Source organism: Caballeronia eucalypticola (genome assembly GCF_047608185.1).
In the GTDB taxonomy this organism is placed as follows: Bacteria; Pseudomonadota; Gammaproteobacteria; order Burkholderiales; family Burkholderiaceae; genus Caballeronia.
On the sequence record NZ_JBLKRU010000019.1, the window covers coordinates 60288 to 75782 of the forward strand.

At 60.0% G+C, this 15495-nt stretch carries 14 protein-coding genes; 10 read left to right on the forward strand and 4 right to left on the reverse strand.

Annotated features, from left to right (window positions below; genetic code table 11):
• Positions 1-27: 27 nt before the first annotated feature.
• The 3 genes from ACMX25_RS21790 to ACMX25_RS21800 are packed head-to-tail and all read left to right on the forward strand — an operon-like array spanning position 28 to position 3097.
• Positions 28-1527: an LPD7 domain-containing protein gene (locus ACMX25_RS21790; protein WP_414952150.1), complete on the forward strand. Its 1500-nt coding sequence runs from the start codon at positions 28-30 to the stop codon at positions 1525-1527.
• A gap of 9 nt (positions 1528-1536) precedes the next feature.
• A complete protein-coding gene (locus ACMX25_RS21795; RefSeq protein WP_414952151.1) occupies positions 1537-2079 on the forward strand; it encodes a plasmid stabilization protein in 543 nt (180 codons plus the stop codon).
• A 1-nt stretch (position 2080) separates the two neighbouring features.
• Positions 2081-3097: a relaxase/mobilization nuclease domain-containing protein gene (locus tag ACMX25_RS21800; RefSeq protein WP_414952152.1), complete on the forward strand. Its 1017-nt coding sequence runs from the start codon at positions 2081-2083 to the stop codon at positions 3095-3097.
• Positions 3098-3241: 144 nt separating this feature from the next.
• On the opposite strand, the gene ACMX25_RS21805 is transcribed toward ACMX25_RS21800, so the two are convergent.
• Positions 3242-3670 carry a hypothetical protein gene (locus ACMX25_RS21805; protein WP_414952153.1) on the reverse strand — a complete coding sequence of 143 codons (429 nt, stop codon included), beginning with the start codon at positions 3668-3670 and terminating at the stop codon, positions 3242-3244.
• Between the two features lie 203 nt (positions 3671-3873).
• On the reverse strand, positions 3874-4461 hold the full coding sequence (locus ACMX25_RS21810; RefSeq protein ID WP_414952154.1) for a hypothetical protein: 588 nt from the start codon (positions 4459-4461) through the stop codon (positions 3874-3876).
• Positions 4462-4575: 114 nt separating this feature from the next.
• On the opposite strand from ACMX25_RS21810, the gene ACMX25_RS21815 reads away from it, so the two are divergent.
• The gene (locus ACMX25_RS21815; RefSeq protein WP_031358714.1) at positions 4576-4896 is read left to right on the forward strand and encodes a helix-turn-helix domain-containing protein; all 321 of its coding nucleotides are present in this window, start codon (positions 4576-4578) and stop codon (positions 4894-4896) included.
• Between the two features lie 756 nt (positions 4897-5652).
• On the opposite strand, the gene ACMX25_RS21820 is transcribed toward ACMX25_RS21815, so the two are convergent.
• Positions 5653-6570 (reverse strand): LysR family transcriptional regulator, encoded by a 918-nt coding sequence (locus tag ACMX25_RS21820; protein ID WP_414952155.1) that lies wholly within the window; start codon positions 6568-6570, stop codon positions 5653-5655.
• A gap of 126 nt (positions 6571-6696) precedes the next feature.
• On the opposite strand from ACMX25_RS21820, the gene ACMX25_RS21825 reads away from it, so the two are divergent.
• From ACMX25_RS21825 to ACMX25_RS21835, 3 genes are all read left to right on the forward strand, one after another.
• Positions 6697-7413, forward strand: coding sequence for an SDR family oxidoreductase (locus ACMX25_RS21825; RefSeq protein WP_414952156.1), 717 nt, complete (start codon positions 6697-6699; stop codon positions 7411-7413).
• Positions 7414-7427: 14 nt separating this feature from the next.
• Positions 7428-8405 carry an amidohydrolase family protein gene (locus ACMX25_RS21830; protein WP_414952157.1) on the forward strand — a complete coding sequence of 326 codons (978 nt, stop codon included), beginning with the start codon at positions 7428-7430 and terminating at the stop codon, positions 8403-8405.
• A gap of 840 nt (positions 8406-9245) precedes the next feature.
• Positions 9246-10139: a LysR family transcriptional regulator gene (locus ACMX25_RS21835; protein ID WP_414952158.1), complete on the forward strand. Its 894-nt coding sequence runs from the start codon at positions 9246-9248 to the stop codon at positions 10137-10139.
• Positions 10140-10169: 30 nt separating this feature from the next.
• On the opposite strand, the gene ACMX25_RS21840 is transcribed toward ACMX25_RS21835, so the two are convergent.
• Positions 10170-11072: a LysR family transcriptional regulator gene (locus tag ACMX25_RS21840; protein ID WP_414952159.1), complete on the reverse strand. Its 903-nt coding sequence runs from the start codon at positions 11070-11072 to the stop codon at positions 10170-10172.
• 112 nt (positions 11073-11184) lie between these two features.
• On the opposite strand from ACMX25_RS21840, the gene ACMX25_RS21845 reads away from it, so the two are divergent.
• The 3 genes from ACMX25_RS21845 to ACMX25_RS21855 all read left to right on the forward strand — a co-directional run bounded on the left by ACMX25_RS21845 (position 11185) and on the right by ACMX25_RS21855 (position 15465).
• Positions 11185-12540, forward strand: a complete 1356-nt coding sequence (locus ACMX25_RS21845) for an FAD-dependent oxidoreductase (RefSeq protein ID WP_414952160.1) — start codon at positions 11185-11187, stop codon at positions 12538-12540.
• A 77-nt stretch (positions 12541-12617) separates the two neighbouring features.
• Entirely contained in the window at positions 12618-14036 is a 1419-nt protein-coding gene (locus tag ACMX25_RS21850) for an FAD-dependent oxidoreductase (protein WP_414952161.1), read from the forward strand.
• A 70-nt stretch (positions 14037-14106) separates the two neighbouring features.
• Positions 14107-15465, forward strand: a complete 1359-nt coding sequence (locus ACMX25_RS21855; RefSeq protein ID WP_414952162.1) for an MFS transporter — start codon at positions 14107-14109, stop codon at positions 15463-15465.
• The last annotated feature ends 30 nt before the right edge of the window (positions 15466-15495 follow it).

The following is a 15495-nucleotide window of genomic DNA, read 5'->3' on the forward strand; positions in this document are numbered from 1 at the left end:
CGTATCTGATGTGTAAGAGGTTCCACCATGACTGAAACAACGCTATTTTCGGACCCGGTCATTAACGTGATCGAGCAGGATCTTCCTGGGCGGATGGCCTTTGCGGAGCAGTCCGGTGAAGATGGTCGCGCTCGCAACCTGGACGCGGCCGCGATGGATGCCGTGTCGGCGCGGCGCCGGCGCGAGTTCGACGCAGCGCGCGCCGGCCTGCGTGATCAGGCGGTCCGCGATGGAACCGGGACCCGGCAGCCTGGTACGCGTCCAGCCCCAGACGCGTCGTTGGGAGCCGGCGATACAGCGCGTGCGCCGATCGACCAGCCGCCCGAGCGTGTTCGCAAGCGCTACCTGCGTGCGGGTAATCAGTATTTCCTCAAGGACGTACCGTATCAGCTCGCGTTTGAGGATCTCGGACCGTACCTCGTCACGGAACACAACCGGCCGGACGTGGTGGAGTCGATGGTCGACATGGTGGCGGCGAAATCGTGGCAGCGCATCCGCGTATCGGGACATCAGGCATTTCGCAGCGAAGTGTGGCTGCAAGGGACGTTGCTCGGTATCGAGGTGAGTGGCTATGAGCCGAAAGCCGCTGATCTCGCGCGTCTGGCGGATGCCCGGCAGGCACACCTGAGCAACCGGATTGAGGCGGACGCGTCGAGGCCCACGACCGGAACGCAATTGCCCGCGGACGACAACCGTACACCGGCGAAGGCGTCAGATTTCCAGACGGAAAGACCTGGCGCTGCTCGCCCGGTGTCTCCGATCTCCGGAGATCCGGCACGATCCTACCGGTCTGAACCACAGGTAGTCAGTGACGAGCCCGAGACCCCTCGGAAGTATGCTGGCGAGCTGCGCGAGCACGGTAGTGCACCGTACCTGCATAACCCTGCACGAAGCGACTCGTACTATGTCCTTTTCCGCGACGCGAGGGGCACCGACCGCGTCGTCTGGGGCGTGGATCTTGAACGCGCAATGCTTGCATCGCGCGCCGAACCTGGGCAGCACGTTACGCTGGAAAATCAGGGCCGGCGGCTCGTGACTGTCAAGGTGCCGATTCTTGACGACCACGGCATGGCGGTGGGTGAAGAAGAGAAGGACGTTTACCGGAATACCTGGCAGGTCGATGTGGTGCGGCGTGATAGATCGATTGCCGAATCTGCGGGTCGCTCCGAACGTTCATCCGGTACAGCGACGGCTCCCGCCAACGCGCCAGCGCGCGAGGACCGTCAGGAGCATCGACGCTCGACGGTATCCGATGAGGACAAGGTTCTACACCTGGCTGTATTGGTCGGGGCCATGCGAGAGCAGGGGTTCAGCGCGCGTTCGATTGCGCGCGTGCAGCAGCGCGCGGAAGAGCTGCTGGATGCGTTTGGCCGGGAGGGTATTCCGGTGCCGCGACCGAGAGTCTTCGATCCCAAAGCGCCGTCGGCACGGGATCGCCGGGCACGTCCGACCGCCGGGCGTGCGCCTGTACCTGAGGTTGAGCGCGAGATTGTGCGCACGCCGGCCGATCCCTCGCCTGCGCGCTAAGGGGGAACCATGCGTGTGCATTCTCGTATGCGCGAGCGCCTGTGTGTCGAACTCGGGGGGATGCGATCAGACTGGAATCGCTGGTGTATGCGCCGCGGCTTGACGCCGGGAGAGGGCGTGCGGCAGCTGATTGCGGCGGCCCTAGGTGCTGACGCTGACGACGTGCAGGCCAAATCAGACGTTGAGTGGATCGCGATTAACGAGCCTCGCATACGGATCGAGATCAGGGTAACGCATGCAGAGTTGGAAGCGGTGGAGCAACGCGCGGAGGCCTCGGGCCTGACCAGCAACCACTGGATTGTCGCGCTGATCCGGGCGCAACTGATGCGGGAACCTCAGTTTGACGTGCACGAGATGCAGCTACTGTCGGACTCGAACCAGCAGCTTGCTGTGATCAGCCGATGGTTGGGACACCTCGCACGAGAGGGGATTGCGCTGAGTACGGCACCCAATGGGGGCCGCGATATTGGAGCACTCCGGGACCAGATCGACGTGCATCTGCGTGCCGTAGCGACCATGATTCGCGCGAACCTCGATCGATGGAGCCGGTAACATGGCTTACCCGAAGGTCTACATCGATGCGATGCTTTTGAACTGGGGCGACCGACTGTTTCAGGAGCCGTTCAAGCATGCTCGTGCCCAGCGGCTCCCAAGTGCGAGCATGCCTGATGAAGCTAAGCGCATGCGCGATCAGTTGGCCCGGACGCTCAGGCGCACGCCAGAGGTGATGGTCAAGATCACCAATAAGGCGTCGAGTGCCCAGGGTATGGGCGCGGTGCGGCGGCATCTGCGTTATATCTCGCGCAATGGACAGGTCGAACTGGAAGACCAGAACGGCGACCGGATTGCCGGTGCCGAGGCTGTCCGTGATCTTGCGCGAACCTGGCAACTCGGCGGGAGGGGGATACCGGAAACGAGTCATCGTCGTGAGGTATTCAATATCCTGCTTTCCATGCCGCCGGGCACGAACCGGCCGGCCGTGTGCGATGCTGCACGCGATTTTGCGGCACTCGAGTTCGGTGATGGTCGCGCTTATGTGTTTGCCGCACATGACGACGAGGCTCATCCGCATGTCCACTTGAGCGTGCAGGTGCGAGGACCGGATGGTCGACGGGTCAATCCGCGCAAGCAGGATCTGCGGCGCTGGCGTGAGCGATTCGCTGAGCAGCTACACGCGCATGGCGTTGAGGCGAATGCGACACCCCGAAGAACGCGCGGCGTCACGCAGCGTTACCCGAAACAGGGCGTCAAGCATATGCTGGCGCGCGGTGAAGTGCCGATGTACTGGCAGGCTGTCGCAAATTCGGAGCAGCGACAGGCAGGATGGCAGTCTCATGATGGCGTATTCGCCGCGTGGCGAGAAATAGCACAGGCGATGGCAGCGTCCCCTGCGAGACTCGATCGTGAGATGGCAGTCGGCATTCCCGACTTCGTGCAAGCCATGCCGGTGCAACGGGATGCGCCGACGGTTATCAATCGTCCACAGCAAAAAGAGCCTCTGCGACCGGAGCGCATGCCGCCCGAGCGTGACAATCGGCCGGACGACCCCAGTCCGGATTTCGATCGCTGACGCGGGGACCACGTTGGCCGCGCCCATCGCGCCGTAAATTGCGGCAAGCCGCGTCTTGCGGACAGAGTCTGGGGGCAGTTTCCCGTGTCGATGGTCGGGCGTAAGGCGTGACGGCCGACGTCCAATGTCTTGATGTTCAGGTCGTTATGGATCGACGAACCATGCGGGTGCGCCCTTGTACGTCACAAAGAGCAAGAAGAGCATGGCGATCAAAAGAAGCGGAATACCGTAGAGCGCCACGGGGAAAAACAGCACGAGCTGGAGAGACGAGCCGCCGATGCCGTGCAGGAGGTCGGTATCTCGAACATTCTCGTATATCAGCCACGCAACAACGGCAACGCCGATTGCCATGAGGGTAAGTCCTCCAGACGGCGGCATGTGGCGCAATGGGGCGGTTACACAGAAATAGTACCCCCACCAGAGGAAGTTGATAGCGATCGCCGCTAGCCAGAACCTGTCGACTGTGAAGAAGCTGCGACCGAACCGGCCCCGGCAATGGCGTGTGAATAGCTGGATTCCCTTGGCAACGCCGAATAGGATACCTAAGCTGATAGCGAGATTCAGGATGCTCATGCTACGTGCTCCTCCGATGCGAGATACGCGGTGTCGGCGCCGGATCTGTAGGCAAAGCACAACCCACTATCCTCTCTCAAATATAGTCGGTCGTCTGGCGATTGCAACGAGTCCCTGTCTAAGCGGATAAGGACGGCACCGTTGGATGGCGGACCCGGCACATTCCTACGACAGTCACTGCATATTCAACGCAGGGCCACCGCTCACCAGGAGCGCAATTGCTGTTCGATGAGCGCGACATCGATGCACAGTGCCCCGATGCTCAACAGTTTGGCCGTGTCCCGCTGCAGAACCCGTTCGTATAAGTTCAGCAAGAGCGGGTTCCAGTCGCTGAGGCGTTGAGCCGAGTCAGATACCATGCTCAGGTCTGGATAAGGAGAGTTTTCGTCGGTGCCCGGTGCAGGCAAGATAGGAATATCAATTCGGGCGACGATATTATCTTGGCCTGGGAGAAAAGCTGGGTGGTCCTCCCGAACCAGAAACAGCAGGGTAGCGATCAGATTTACATCTTCGTCTAAGTTTCCGTTGTCGGCATGGCGTGCTTGCGCGGCTGCCAGACTGTACGCCGTCACCATGTCACGACTACGCCGATATAGCCACTGCTCTGCCTGTTCAATTTGTTCGTTGAGCGTGAGTAGCTGGTCGTACTCCTGCTTGCTCAGATTGGCCCAGCGACCGGATCGTGAAACTTCGTCCGACATTATCTTCGTCCTGTACTCGTTGGTTGCTGCGAGATGAAACAACGAAACGCTGAATTTGCTGCTTTGCTCGTGAAAAAGGGCGATGTCCACCGGGCGTGGCTTTTGAAATTAGCCAGCCACCACCTTGTACTACGAAAATTGTAGTATCTAGCGCGACGTTTTGCAACGATATTCGTAGCTTCGTTTGTAACGAGCTATCATTGAATGTCTGCGGCACATTCGTCCGTCTTTGGAGCGCGATTGAAAGAGGCTCGTCTTGAGGCCGGGCTGTCGCAGAAACAGCTTGGAATTGAGGCGGGCCTGGACGCTTTTGTGGCCAGCACTCGCATAAACCGATATGAACTCGGTATCCATAAGGCGGACTACGCATTTGCCAATCGTCTTGCAGCCGTGCTCAGGGTACCGGTGGCATTTTTCTATGCGAACGACGCTGAGCTGGCTCGTCTAATTCTCTTGTTTGGCCGACTTTCGAAAAAAAGGCAAGGTGATCTTCTGTCCCATGCCGAAGCCTTGATCGCGGGCTGAGAGCCTGCGCCTGTTGCCCGAGCGATCCGTCTACATTCAAAGACTGATGCTGGTTTTCTATCGCTTATTCGGATTGTGGCGAATAAACGTAGTTGATCCAGAGGGCACAGGCTTCTATTACCTTCGAGGTCCATGCCGGGCGAGTGGATATCCGAAATGCCGTGAAAGGCGCTAAGTGTTGCGGAGAAACTGATTTCAGTTCGTCGGAGCAAGCTGCTTCCACAGCATGTTGATGCAGTGCAGGCGGGGCGCCTCATTGACATGGAATCCGTTATCGCGAACATTTACCACGACCATTGAGGCGATGTTTCAGAGCCAACTCGAAGGCTCCAAAAGCTTGTACCTCACCGACGACAAAGAGGTCGTAGTCGAAGAAGGCGTTAATGATAGAGCGGCGCGCACGATCGAACGGTGCTTGCACCTCATTTTTGCGCAAGGTCGGTGACGCTGATGCACGCGAGTGGCGAATGATGATCCGCGAGTGTCATTGGGTGCCCTCGGCGCGCCGGGTAGGCCTGTGCGGCGGGAGGCAATCGGGGGTGGTCTTCTTCGTTCATGCCCCCACGATAGCGAAGTACTGCGTGCGGTGGGTTTACGAGAATTTGTAACAGGCCAGTCTGGCCTCGCTTACCGGCGACGCCCGCTGTTCAGCTCGCGTGACAGTACGGCCGTAATTGATGTCAGCTCACCGCATCAAGATTCCGAACTGCGGTCCATGACAACAGCTTGCCTAAAGCGCGTGTAGTGATGACTGGCTTATGGGGCCGCATTTTTGCAAATAGCAAAGATGGTATCGCGCAGCCAGCGATGGGCAGGATCAGCATGGAGGCGAGGATGCCAAATGGCCGACACTCTGATCTCGGGCGTTCGTACCGGGAGTTCAAAGAGCTCGACGCCCGCACTACCCGCATGACCGCCCAGCAAGGCACTGCCAAGGCATGAATGCGGGACAAGTCCGAGAAGATCCGAGTGGCGTGCGATCTGCATCGCATTGGCATAGGTTAGCACGACCATGGCAATGGTCCTGCGCAGACCCAATTGGCCCAACGCGTCGTCAACCGGGCCGGAGAATTGCCGTTTGCGCGACACCACCACGTGCTGATAACTGGCGTAGCGTTTCGCAGTCACCCTTGTCAAAAGAGGGTGCCCAGCTCGACAAATACCCACGAACCGATCCCGAAACAGCAACCGCGTTTTCAGTTCCGGCGCGGCGGTTCCGAGTACGCCGACCTCTAGGTCAATCATGCCTTCCCGAAGCGGCCGTGCATCCTTGTCAGGCTTCGATACGAACCGGATACGGACGTCGGGCGCGGTTTGGGTGATCGCCGCCATGAGCGATGCGCCGACCAGTTCGACGAAGCCATCATTCGCACGAATCGTGAACGTCCGCTCCAGTGTGGCAACGTCCAAGGTGCTGTTGGCGGGTTGAAGCACGGCCCTGGCGTTTCGGGCAAGTTCATGGACGTGCTCACTGAGTTGCTCGGCATACGGTGTCGGAACCAGCGTCCTCCCCGCTAGCACGAGCAGTTGATCCCCTGTCGCTATCCGTAGTCTCGAAAGCGTTCTGCTCATGGCGGAGGGGCTCAAGCCGAGTCGGTGCGCTGCCTTGGTCACGCTGCACTCGGCGAGCAATACATCCAGCGCGGTGAGGAGATTCAAGTCCACGTCTTGCATGTCAAGTCGCCCCCCTGCATTTGACTATTCGTTCATTCCGATGCAATCGATTATTGCATCCCACGCGTCTGGTGCAATGAATTTTTCTCCACCAGAATCAGGACTGTCCGATCTCAAGGAACTTTGATGAAACACTCAAGTGACGATAAGACCCCGGCCATTCTGCTCATCGGCGCATCGCGTGGTCTCGGACACGCCATGGCCGCCGAACTCTTGAAAAAGGGGTGGAATGTCGTCGGCACCACGCGGCCGATCGAAGGCCGAACTCAACTGCATGACCTGGCCGACGAGAGCCAGGGCCGCGTCGAGGTCGAGTCCGTCGACATCTGCCAACCGGAGCAGATCGCGGCACTCCGTGCCCGCTTGTCGGGCCGGGTGTTCGACATCCTGTTCGTGAACGCCGGCACCGCCAATGCGAATCCGAATGACACCATCGCTGAAGTATCCACCGAGGAGTTCATCCGCGTGATGGTCACGAATGCACTTGGCCCTATGCGTATCGTCGAGGCGCTGCAGGATCTTGTCCCCCCCGACGGCCTCATTGGCGTCATGTCGTCGGGACAGGGCAGCATAGCCAACAATACTAACGGTGGGTTTGAAGTCTATCGCGGCAGCAAGTCGGCTCTGAACCAGTACATGCGAAGCTACGCTGCTCGCCATGCAAGTGAGCCACGCGCCTTGGTGCTGATGGCTCCGGGCTGGATTCGCACGGCATTGGGCGGTCCGAACGCGCCGTTCGGCCTTGAGGAAACCATTCCTGACATCGTGAACACGCTGCTCTCGAAGCGGGGAAAGCCTGGCCTGGAGTACCTCGACCGCATGGGCCGCACTGTCCTGTGGTGAACGGAGGCTCAGCCATGAAACTGATCGGAATTGAAGAGCATTTTCTGACGTCGGAAATTCGCGATGCCTGGAATGCCATCGGCTTGGATGTGACCGATCCGAGCGTGGCGTTTCATTCCGGCACGATCGAAGGGCGCCTGCTTGATCTCGCGCAAGATCGACTCTCGCTGATGGACGAAACCGGACTGGATGTGCAGGTCTTGTCGTTGACAACTCCCGCGCTTCACGACCTTGGGTCGGAAAGCATCAATATAGCGCATCGAACCAACGACGCTCTTGCTGAGGTGGTTGCGCACCATCCGACACGCTTCCAGGCCATGGCCACATTGCCCGTGTCCATGCCGGAAGAGGCGGCTCTCGAACTGGAGCGTTGCGTCAGGACGCTGGGCTTCAAAGGAACGGTGTTGTGCGGGAAAGTGGGCCAGCGCCATCTCGATGACCCGAGCCTTTCGCCCATCTTTCAAAGTGCGCAAGCACTAGGCGCTCCGATACTGATCCATCCCCGTGTGCCTGATGCCGCCGTGAGGGCTGCCTACTACTCGGGCTTCACACCCGAGGTTGACGCGGCTTTCGCCACCTACGGCCTCGGCTGGCACTACGACGCAGGCATCCAGTTCCTTCGTCTCGTGCTCGCCGGCACGTTCGATCGCATGCCGGGCCTTCAGGTGATTCTCGGTCATTGGGGGGAAGTGGTGCTGTTCTATGCCGAGCGTTTGGCCGCAATGGACAGGGTATCCGGTTTGGCCCAGCCGATTGCGAGCTACCTACAGAAAAATCTCTACGTCACGGCTAGCGGTATGTTTCTGCCTCATTACCTGGAGCGTGCCACTGCCATTGTCGGCGCTGATCGCCTGCTCTTCTCGACTGACTTTCCTTACCAATGTCGCCCTGGCCACAACGCAAGGCGGTTTCTGGAGAATTGCGGACTCAACGAACAGGTCAAAGCTGGATTCGCGCATCGCAACTGGATGCAACTGACCGGCGAGAAGTAGAAGAGCGCCCGCGATTTACGATTGGTACAAAACCTTGCCCGCTTTGGCGGGCACTGAATGGCCGCACCGCGCGCAAGACCCTTGCGGGTTTGCCCGGTTGCCGCGTGACCGAAGGCGGCAACCTGTTCAGCCTCGTCGAAGACGCGATCCATGAGCTTCTCGCTGCTCGGCGCGAAGCGCTTGCCAGGCACACAGTAGACGGTGTCGACCGCGTTGCGCACAAGCGGGTGGACCGGGATTTGGCCGCCGTTGCGCGGCTGTACATCTTGAGGCATGGGTTGAAAAGTTCTTTGTCACAGGTTGCGGGAAGGAAAGGGGCGACGATAGACACGAGCCACCTACGGCACAACTGCGGCGATGCCGGGGCAATCTCAATTCCTCAGCCCGAAGTTTGAACTTAACGGCGCTCAGCTCATGGCAGGTGGTGCATACCCGCTATGAGAGATATGCCACGTCTTGCGGGCAAGGGCGTGTGCGATTACTGGGAGCGTCTATGATTACGGAATGGCTGACTACGGGAGGCATTGATGCCACCGTCGGATCCCGCAACTCATCGGCGGGCAGGCCAGGACTTAAGTAAAAAGCCGCGCGCGGAACGCGGAAGCGAATCGTTACGAAACGGTGTACGACGTGCAAATCACATCGACCGTTGTTCTAACGTCGATGTCGGATAGGAGGGAACCGCGCGTTCCGCCGCTCGGAGCACACACCATTAGCAGTCGCCCGGGCTAACGCGGCCGACTCTTTGATCGCGGAGTTATGCACAATCGTCGGCAAGAAGACATCTGTGCTGCGCGGCTCGCGCAAAACAGCATCAAACTTTGAACAGGCACTCGAGACATGGATCGAATACTCGGTTTGCGCGCTTACGTCACTACCATGAAATGCGGATCCTTTTCGGCTGCAGCACGAGAAATCAACGTCGTGCCCTCGGTACTCACCAAGAGGATCCAGGAGCTGGAAGGCGAAATCGGTGAGCCCCTGTTTATTCGCACCACGCGCTCGGTCGTGCCGACGCCGCTTGCCAGTCTTCATGCAGAGCGCGCCAAACAGCTGCTCGGCGAACTGGATCTGCTGTTACGTGGCACCGCCGCGGTGATGGACCCGCACGTGATTCAGGGCAAACTTAAGATCAAGGTGCCGACAGCGCTAGCAACCTTCCGGTTGCGGCCGGCATTCTTGAAGTTTCAGCGAATCTATCCGAATGTCGACCTCGACATCGCGCTGATCGACCGACACATCAGTCCAGTCGAAGAGGGCTATGACCTGGCCATCGGTGTGGTTCAACTGCATCCCGGCGGTGTTATGGAAGAGGTGCTGTGCCCACTTCGCCAGGTGCTATGTGCGGCGCCACATTATCTTCGTGCGCGGGAGCAGCTGAGCCATCCCAAACAACTGGCCGATCACGATTGCCTGACTTTTTTTCCTGCCCAGGCACAATGGGTATTCGAAAAAAATGGTGCGCAGGTAAGCATAGTGCACCGGCCCAAATATACCTCCAACGATTTGCGTGCACTGCTATCCGCGGCACTTGCCGGCAATGGCCTAGTGCTGTTGCCGGACTATGTCGTGCAGGCCGCATTGGAAGCTGGCACCCTAGAGCGGGTATTGAGTGACTGGGAGGTACCGCTCCTGGAAATCAGGGCGGTTATCCCTAAGCACCGCGTTGGCGACGTGGCGCTGCTGGCGTTGCTCGACGTACTCAAAGAGGCCCTTGATCGCGACAGCATTTAAGGAGAATCACCTGCCTCACAGTTTGCATCCTCACGCAGGGCGCGTTGGAGCGTCTGCCAGCCTGAGCACAAGCCATGCGAGCAGGTTTTGCACCCATGGCTGCGACGCTTTGGCATCTGGCACCCTCGCCATCATGCAAGCCTCCACCGGCGGATAGTCGCCCAGCAACCGGACCAGACGGCCCGAATCGAGCGCTGGCTGCGCAAGATATTGTGGCAATAGCGCGATTCCCTGAGCGTCGATCACCGCGTCCAGAACGCTGCATGCATCTGCTGTAATGAATCGCGGCGTGACCTCCACCGTCACAATCCGATTCGGGCCGCGAAATGCCCATCGTCGTCCCGTTGATTCGAGCGCTAGGATCGGGTGTTTCTGCAGATCCCGCGGATGAATGGGGCGCTCTGCCGTATCGAGAAAGGCGGGCGCCGCGACCAGCGCGGAGGGCAAGGACATCAACGCCATTTCCGTGACCCGCGGGTAGGACAGCAACTGCAGATCGATGGCCAGATCGAACCCTTCTGCCTCAGGGTTGACCGCTCTATCCAGCCATACCACCTCCATTCTGAGCCTGGCGTGGCGCTGCAAAAAGGCACTCAGCATCTCGTCCAGGCCGAAGGTCGCCAGTTCCAGCGCAATCGTCACCCGTAATGCTCCAGTCCCCGCCGGTTCGATCCGCTCATTGCGCATGGCGGCTAGTAGTTCATCGAAGTCGTGCACGAGGGTTTGCGCTTTCAGTATGACGGGTTGGCCGGCCTCAGTGGCCGTGACACGCCTCGTGGTGCGCCTGAATACCTCGGTGCGCAGTTGCCATTCGGCGGCATTGACGCGCTTGATCACAACCGACGGAGATAGTCCCAGTTCGCGCGCCGCGAGCGAAAAACTTTCGTGCTCAGCCACCAGTACGAGCGCGCGCAGATTCTCGAGGAGATCCATGATTATTCGTGAATTGGCATAAATATGCGTTCGATTTAGGTGATTGTAGCTCCTTTATCGTGAGACTAACATGAGATCCACACACGAAATCAAAATCATCGGGAGACTGGATATGTTGTCCTTCAAAGCTGCGCGTACCGCGGTGGAAGCCGCACGCGAGACCATGATCGTCGGCGAGTTCGATGTGGTGGTACTAGGAGGAGGGCCGGCGGGAATCGCCGCTGCGTCCGCTGCCGCGCGCAGCGGACAATCCGTGCTGCTGGTGGAGCGCTACGGATTCCTGGGCGGTATGGGCACGGCGGCAGGTGTGACCAATTTTTGTGGTCTCTATGCCAACGTATTCGGCGATATCCGGCAGGTCGTGCATGGCGTCGCCGATGACCTGCTGGCCGGCATAGCGCGACTCGGCGGCCTGAATGACCCGCATCTGATCTTTAATAAAACCTATGGACGTGCGTACGATACGGCCGCCTTCAAACTGGCCGCCGACGAGCTGCTGTTAAGCAGCGGCGTAGAGCTACTGTTTCATGCCTTGGCCGTGGGCGTGATCATGGCTGATCCCGAAACGGTGCGGGGTCTGATCGTGGAGACGAAATCGGGCAGGGGCATCGTGCTTGCCCGAATGTTTATCGATTGCTCTGGCGACGCTGATCTGGCGGCGTGGGCGGGCGCCGGATTCGAACGAGGCGACGCCTCGGGCAATACCTTGTATCCGTCCCTGATGTTTCGCTTGAATGGCGTGGACGCCTCTCGAGCAAAGGATGCCTCGGCGCAGGTCGCGGCCCGGATGGCTGAAGCGGAGAAGGCCGGCGCCAGGTTCCCTCGCAAGACACCCATCATCAAGCCGCAACGCAACAACATCGAGTGGCGTGTGAATGTCACGCAATTGGCCAATGCCGATGGCTCCGCGGTCGACGGAACCGATGCCGCGCAGTTCAGTGCCGGCGAAACAGAGGGCCGCCGCCAGGTGTCGCAGGCCTACCAGTTCATCAAGGCGACACCCGGATTTGAGACGTCTTACATCGTCGATATCCCACCGCAAATCGGCGTGCGCGAAACGCGGCGCCTGGTGGGGCAATACCAGTTGACCGAATCGGACGTACTGCAATGCGCGAGCTTCGACGACACCATCGGTGTGAACGGTTGGCCGCTGGAACTGCACGAAGCCGGCGATGTGATCTTCCGCTGGCAGCCTGTTCCGGACTCACGCGGCTTCAATCATCTGCCTTATCGGATGCTGCTCCCGCGTACCCTGAACAACGTGTTGGTGGCGGGTCGCTGCGCATCCATGAGCCATGAAGGGCAGTCGGCGGCACGCGTGTCGGGCGCGTGTTTCGTGATGGGGCAGGCGGCTGGCACAGCGGCAGCGCTCGCCATCGACAGCCAATGCACCACCCATCAGATCAGCATCGACACGCTGCAACAAAAACTTGTCGGACACGGAGCCTATCTCGGGCGCGATGTCTGAAGCGCAAGCGGCTGGTAATACCACCCGTCATGGGTTTGCAGACCAACAATCCAATCATCACAAAGGAATGATCGAGCATGGGCACACACAGTGAAGCGAGCGCCGTCTATGTCGAGGAAATCACCGCGGGGCGGCAGCGCAGCGTGCGCCAGACGCTGGGAGCGATCGCGGAACCGGCGCGGCAGGTTGCGGTGACGCACGATGTCGACGTACTGGTGGTCGGCGGCGGCCCCTCCGGGACCACGGCGGCGATCGCTGCTGCGAGGCTGGGTGCGAGGGTGTTGCTGGTCGAGAGGTACAACCATCTCGGCGGACTCTCGACCGGCGGGCTGGTGATCTGGATAGACCGGATGACCGATTGGGACGGCAAGCTCGTCATCGCGGGACTGGGCGGTGAATTGCTGGATCGCCTGCCATCCGGCGCGATGCTAGGCCCCGATCAGTCCGCGTGGGGGAGCCGGGATGCGCAGGTGGTCGCGCAGTGGAAGCCGCGATTCTCCGCCTTCCACGATATCGTGACGTGGGCCCCGATGATCGATCCCGAGCAGCTCAAGCAGGTGTCGCTGCAAACCGTGAGAGAAGCAGGCGCAGAGATTCTGTTTCATGCCTGGGCATCGGCTGCCGTGGTGGAAGACGGCCGGCTGAAAGGCGTGGTGTTCGAGAGTAAACAGGGCCGCTTTGCGGTACTCGCGAAAATCGTGGTCGACACGACGGGCGACGGCGATATATTCGCGAGCGCCGGTGAATCGTCAGCCGCCGATTTCGAGGAAACCAGCATTCACCAATGCATCAACACGTCGTGGTTGTGTGCCGGCGTGGACAACGAAAAGTGGCTGAGCTTCCGCCGCTCAGACGAATTTGCCGCGTTCTCGAAGCGCGCACGTGCCGATTTGAGCCTGTTCGAAATGCCGGTTGCGGCCTGGCGCAACGACGTGTCCGTGTTCATGGGTCCGCGCTTCGCTGGTTACGATGCGCTCGACATTCAGGATCTGACCGAGGTGGAACTGCGTTCGCGCGACAAGATGGCCGAGCTGCTTGCGTATTACCGCGCGCATGCTCCGGGCTATCAGAACGCCTGGGTCGCCTTGACGGCGCCGCAAATCGGCGTGCGGCAAAGTCGGCGACTGGAAGGGCGGCGGGTGCTCTCGCGCGACGACTGGCGCAGCGGTGTGGTGCACGACGACGAGGTCGGCGTAAGCCCCAGTCTCGCGCCCAAATTCGCCAGCGTGTCGGTGCCGTACGGCAGCCTCCTGCCACGTTCGACGGCAGGCCTGATCGTGGCGGGGCGCCACCTTTCCGCAGACGCTTCCTCCCATACCTTCATGCGCGAAATTCCGCAGTGCTGGTTGACCGGCCATGCTGCCGGCGTGGGTGCGGCGCTGGCTGCGAACGCAGGGGTCGACCCGGAACAGGTGGACATCCGGGATCTGCAGAAAACCCTGCAGCAGCAGGGAGCCCACATTCGTGTACCGGTGAAGAACGGTGTCGCGGCCTAGACGCGGGCTCGCGGGGGCCTAGACCTTTCTGGTCGATCCGAAGCAACGAAAAAAAATGGAGACAAGCAACATGGCAGCGCAAAGCAGCTATACCGTCACGGAGATTGTGGAAGGTGCAGGCATTGGTCGGCCAGTGTTGAAAATCATTGCACTGTGTTTCTTGCTAATGGTGTGCGATTCCTACGATGTGTCGGCCTTGTCGTATGCGGCTCCTTCGCTAATCAAGGCGTGGCAGCTCAGCAGCGCTTCGATGGGCCTGCTGTTCAGTGCGGGCATGTTCGGGTTGCTGGTTGGATCGGTGGTGTTCGGTCGACTCGGCGACAGGGTGGGCCGCAAACGCGCCATGATGCTGGGAGCCTTGAGTTTCGGCGTATTGACTGCGGCAACCGGTTTCGCGCAATCGGCCAACCAACTGCTTGTCTTAAGGTTTTTTGCCACTCTCGGCCTGGGTGGCGCCGTCCCCAATGCCGTTGCGCTGATTACCGAGTTCGTGCCGCGGGCTCGGCGTATCACGGCCGTTGGAGCGATCTTCGCGGGTTACTCGGGAGGTGGCATCGTCGCCGGGGTCGCGGCAATCTATATCGTTCCGGCATATGGCTGGCGCATGCTGTTCTTCGCGGGCGGCGGCCTGTCCTTGATCACCGGGCTGGCGTTTGCATTGCTACTGCCGGAGTCGCTGCGCTATCTCGTCACACTGCCGCTCAAGCGAGCACAAGCCGTCAAGGTCGCAACCTATCTGCGGCCCGACCTTCAACTTGGGACAGAAGCGCAAGTGGTGCCGGACGCCAGCAGTGTCGAAGGTCCGGGGCGGCTGGCAGATCTCTTCCGCGGTCCACTCGGCGCGATCACGCCGATGATGTGGCTGATTTATGTGGCCAATTCCATCACGGTGTTTTCGCTCGTGAGCTGGATGCCGGTCGTTGTCGAAGCCATCGGGCTGACACGAGGTTCGGCCGCGCTCGCCACCGCCTCGCTATTTGCGGGGAGCGCGGTGGGCGGGGTGATTGGCGGTTGGTTTGCCGACAGGTTCGGTTTGCTTGCGGTAGGTGCCATGGCAGTTCTGGCGTTTCCCACAGTTGCCGCGATCGGGATGCTGGGCGGGGCGAGTGGACTGCTGGTGCCAATGACTTTTCTCGCCGGGTGTTTCGCCTTCGGCGCGCAAACATGTCTGCATGGCGTGGTGGGCTCCCTCTATCCGACTCATATCCGCGCGAATGGAGTGGGCTGGGCGATCGGCATCGCCAAGATCGGTTCCATTCTGGGGCCTTTTATTGGTGGTTTGCTCCTGCCCATACTCAGCAGTGGGCAACTCTTCCTGGCAGCCGCCTGTCCGCTGGTGCTGGTTGCCGTGCTTACTTTCATGCTGAAGATGTTTCTCGCCTCATCCGATAAACGGAAGACGCATCCTGTGACCCAGTCAGCCGGGTAGTAGCAAGATGAACGAAGCTGTGTAAATAGC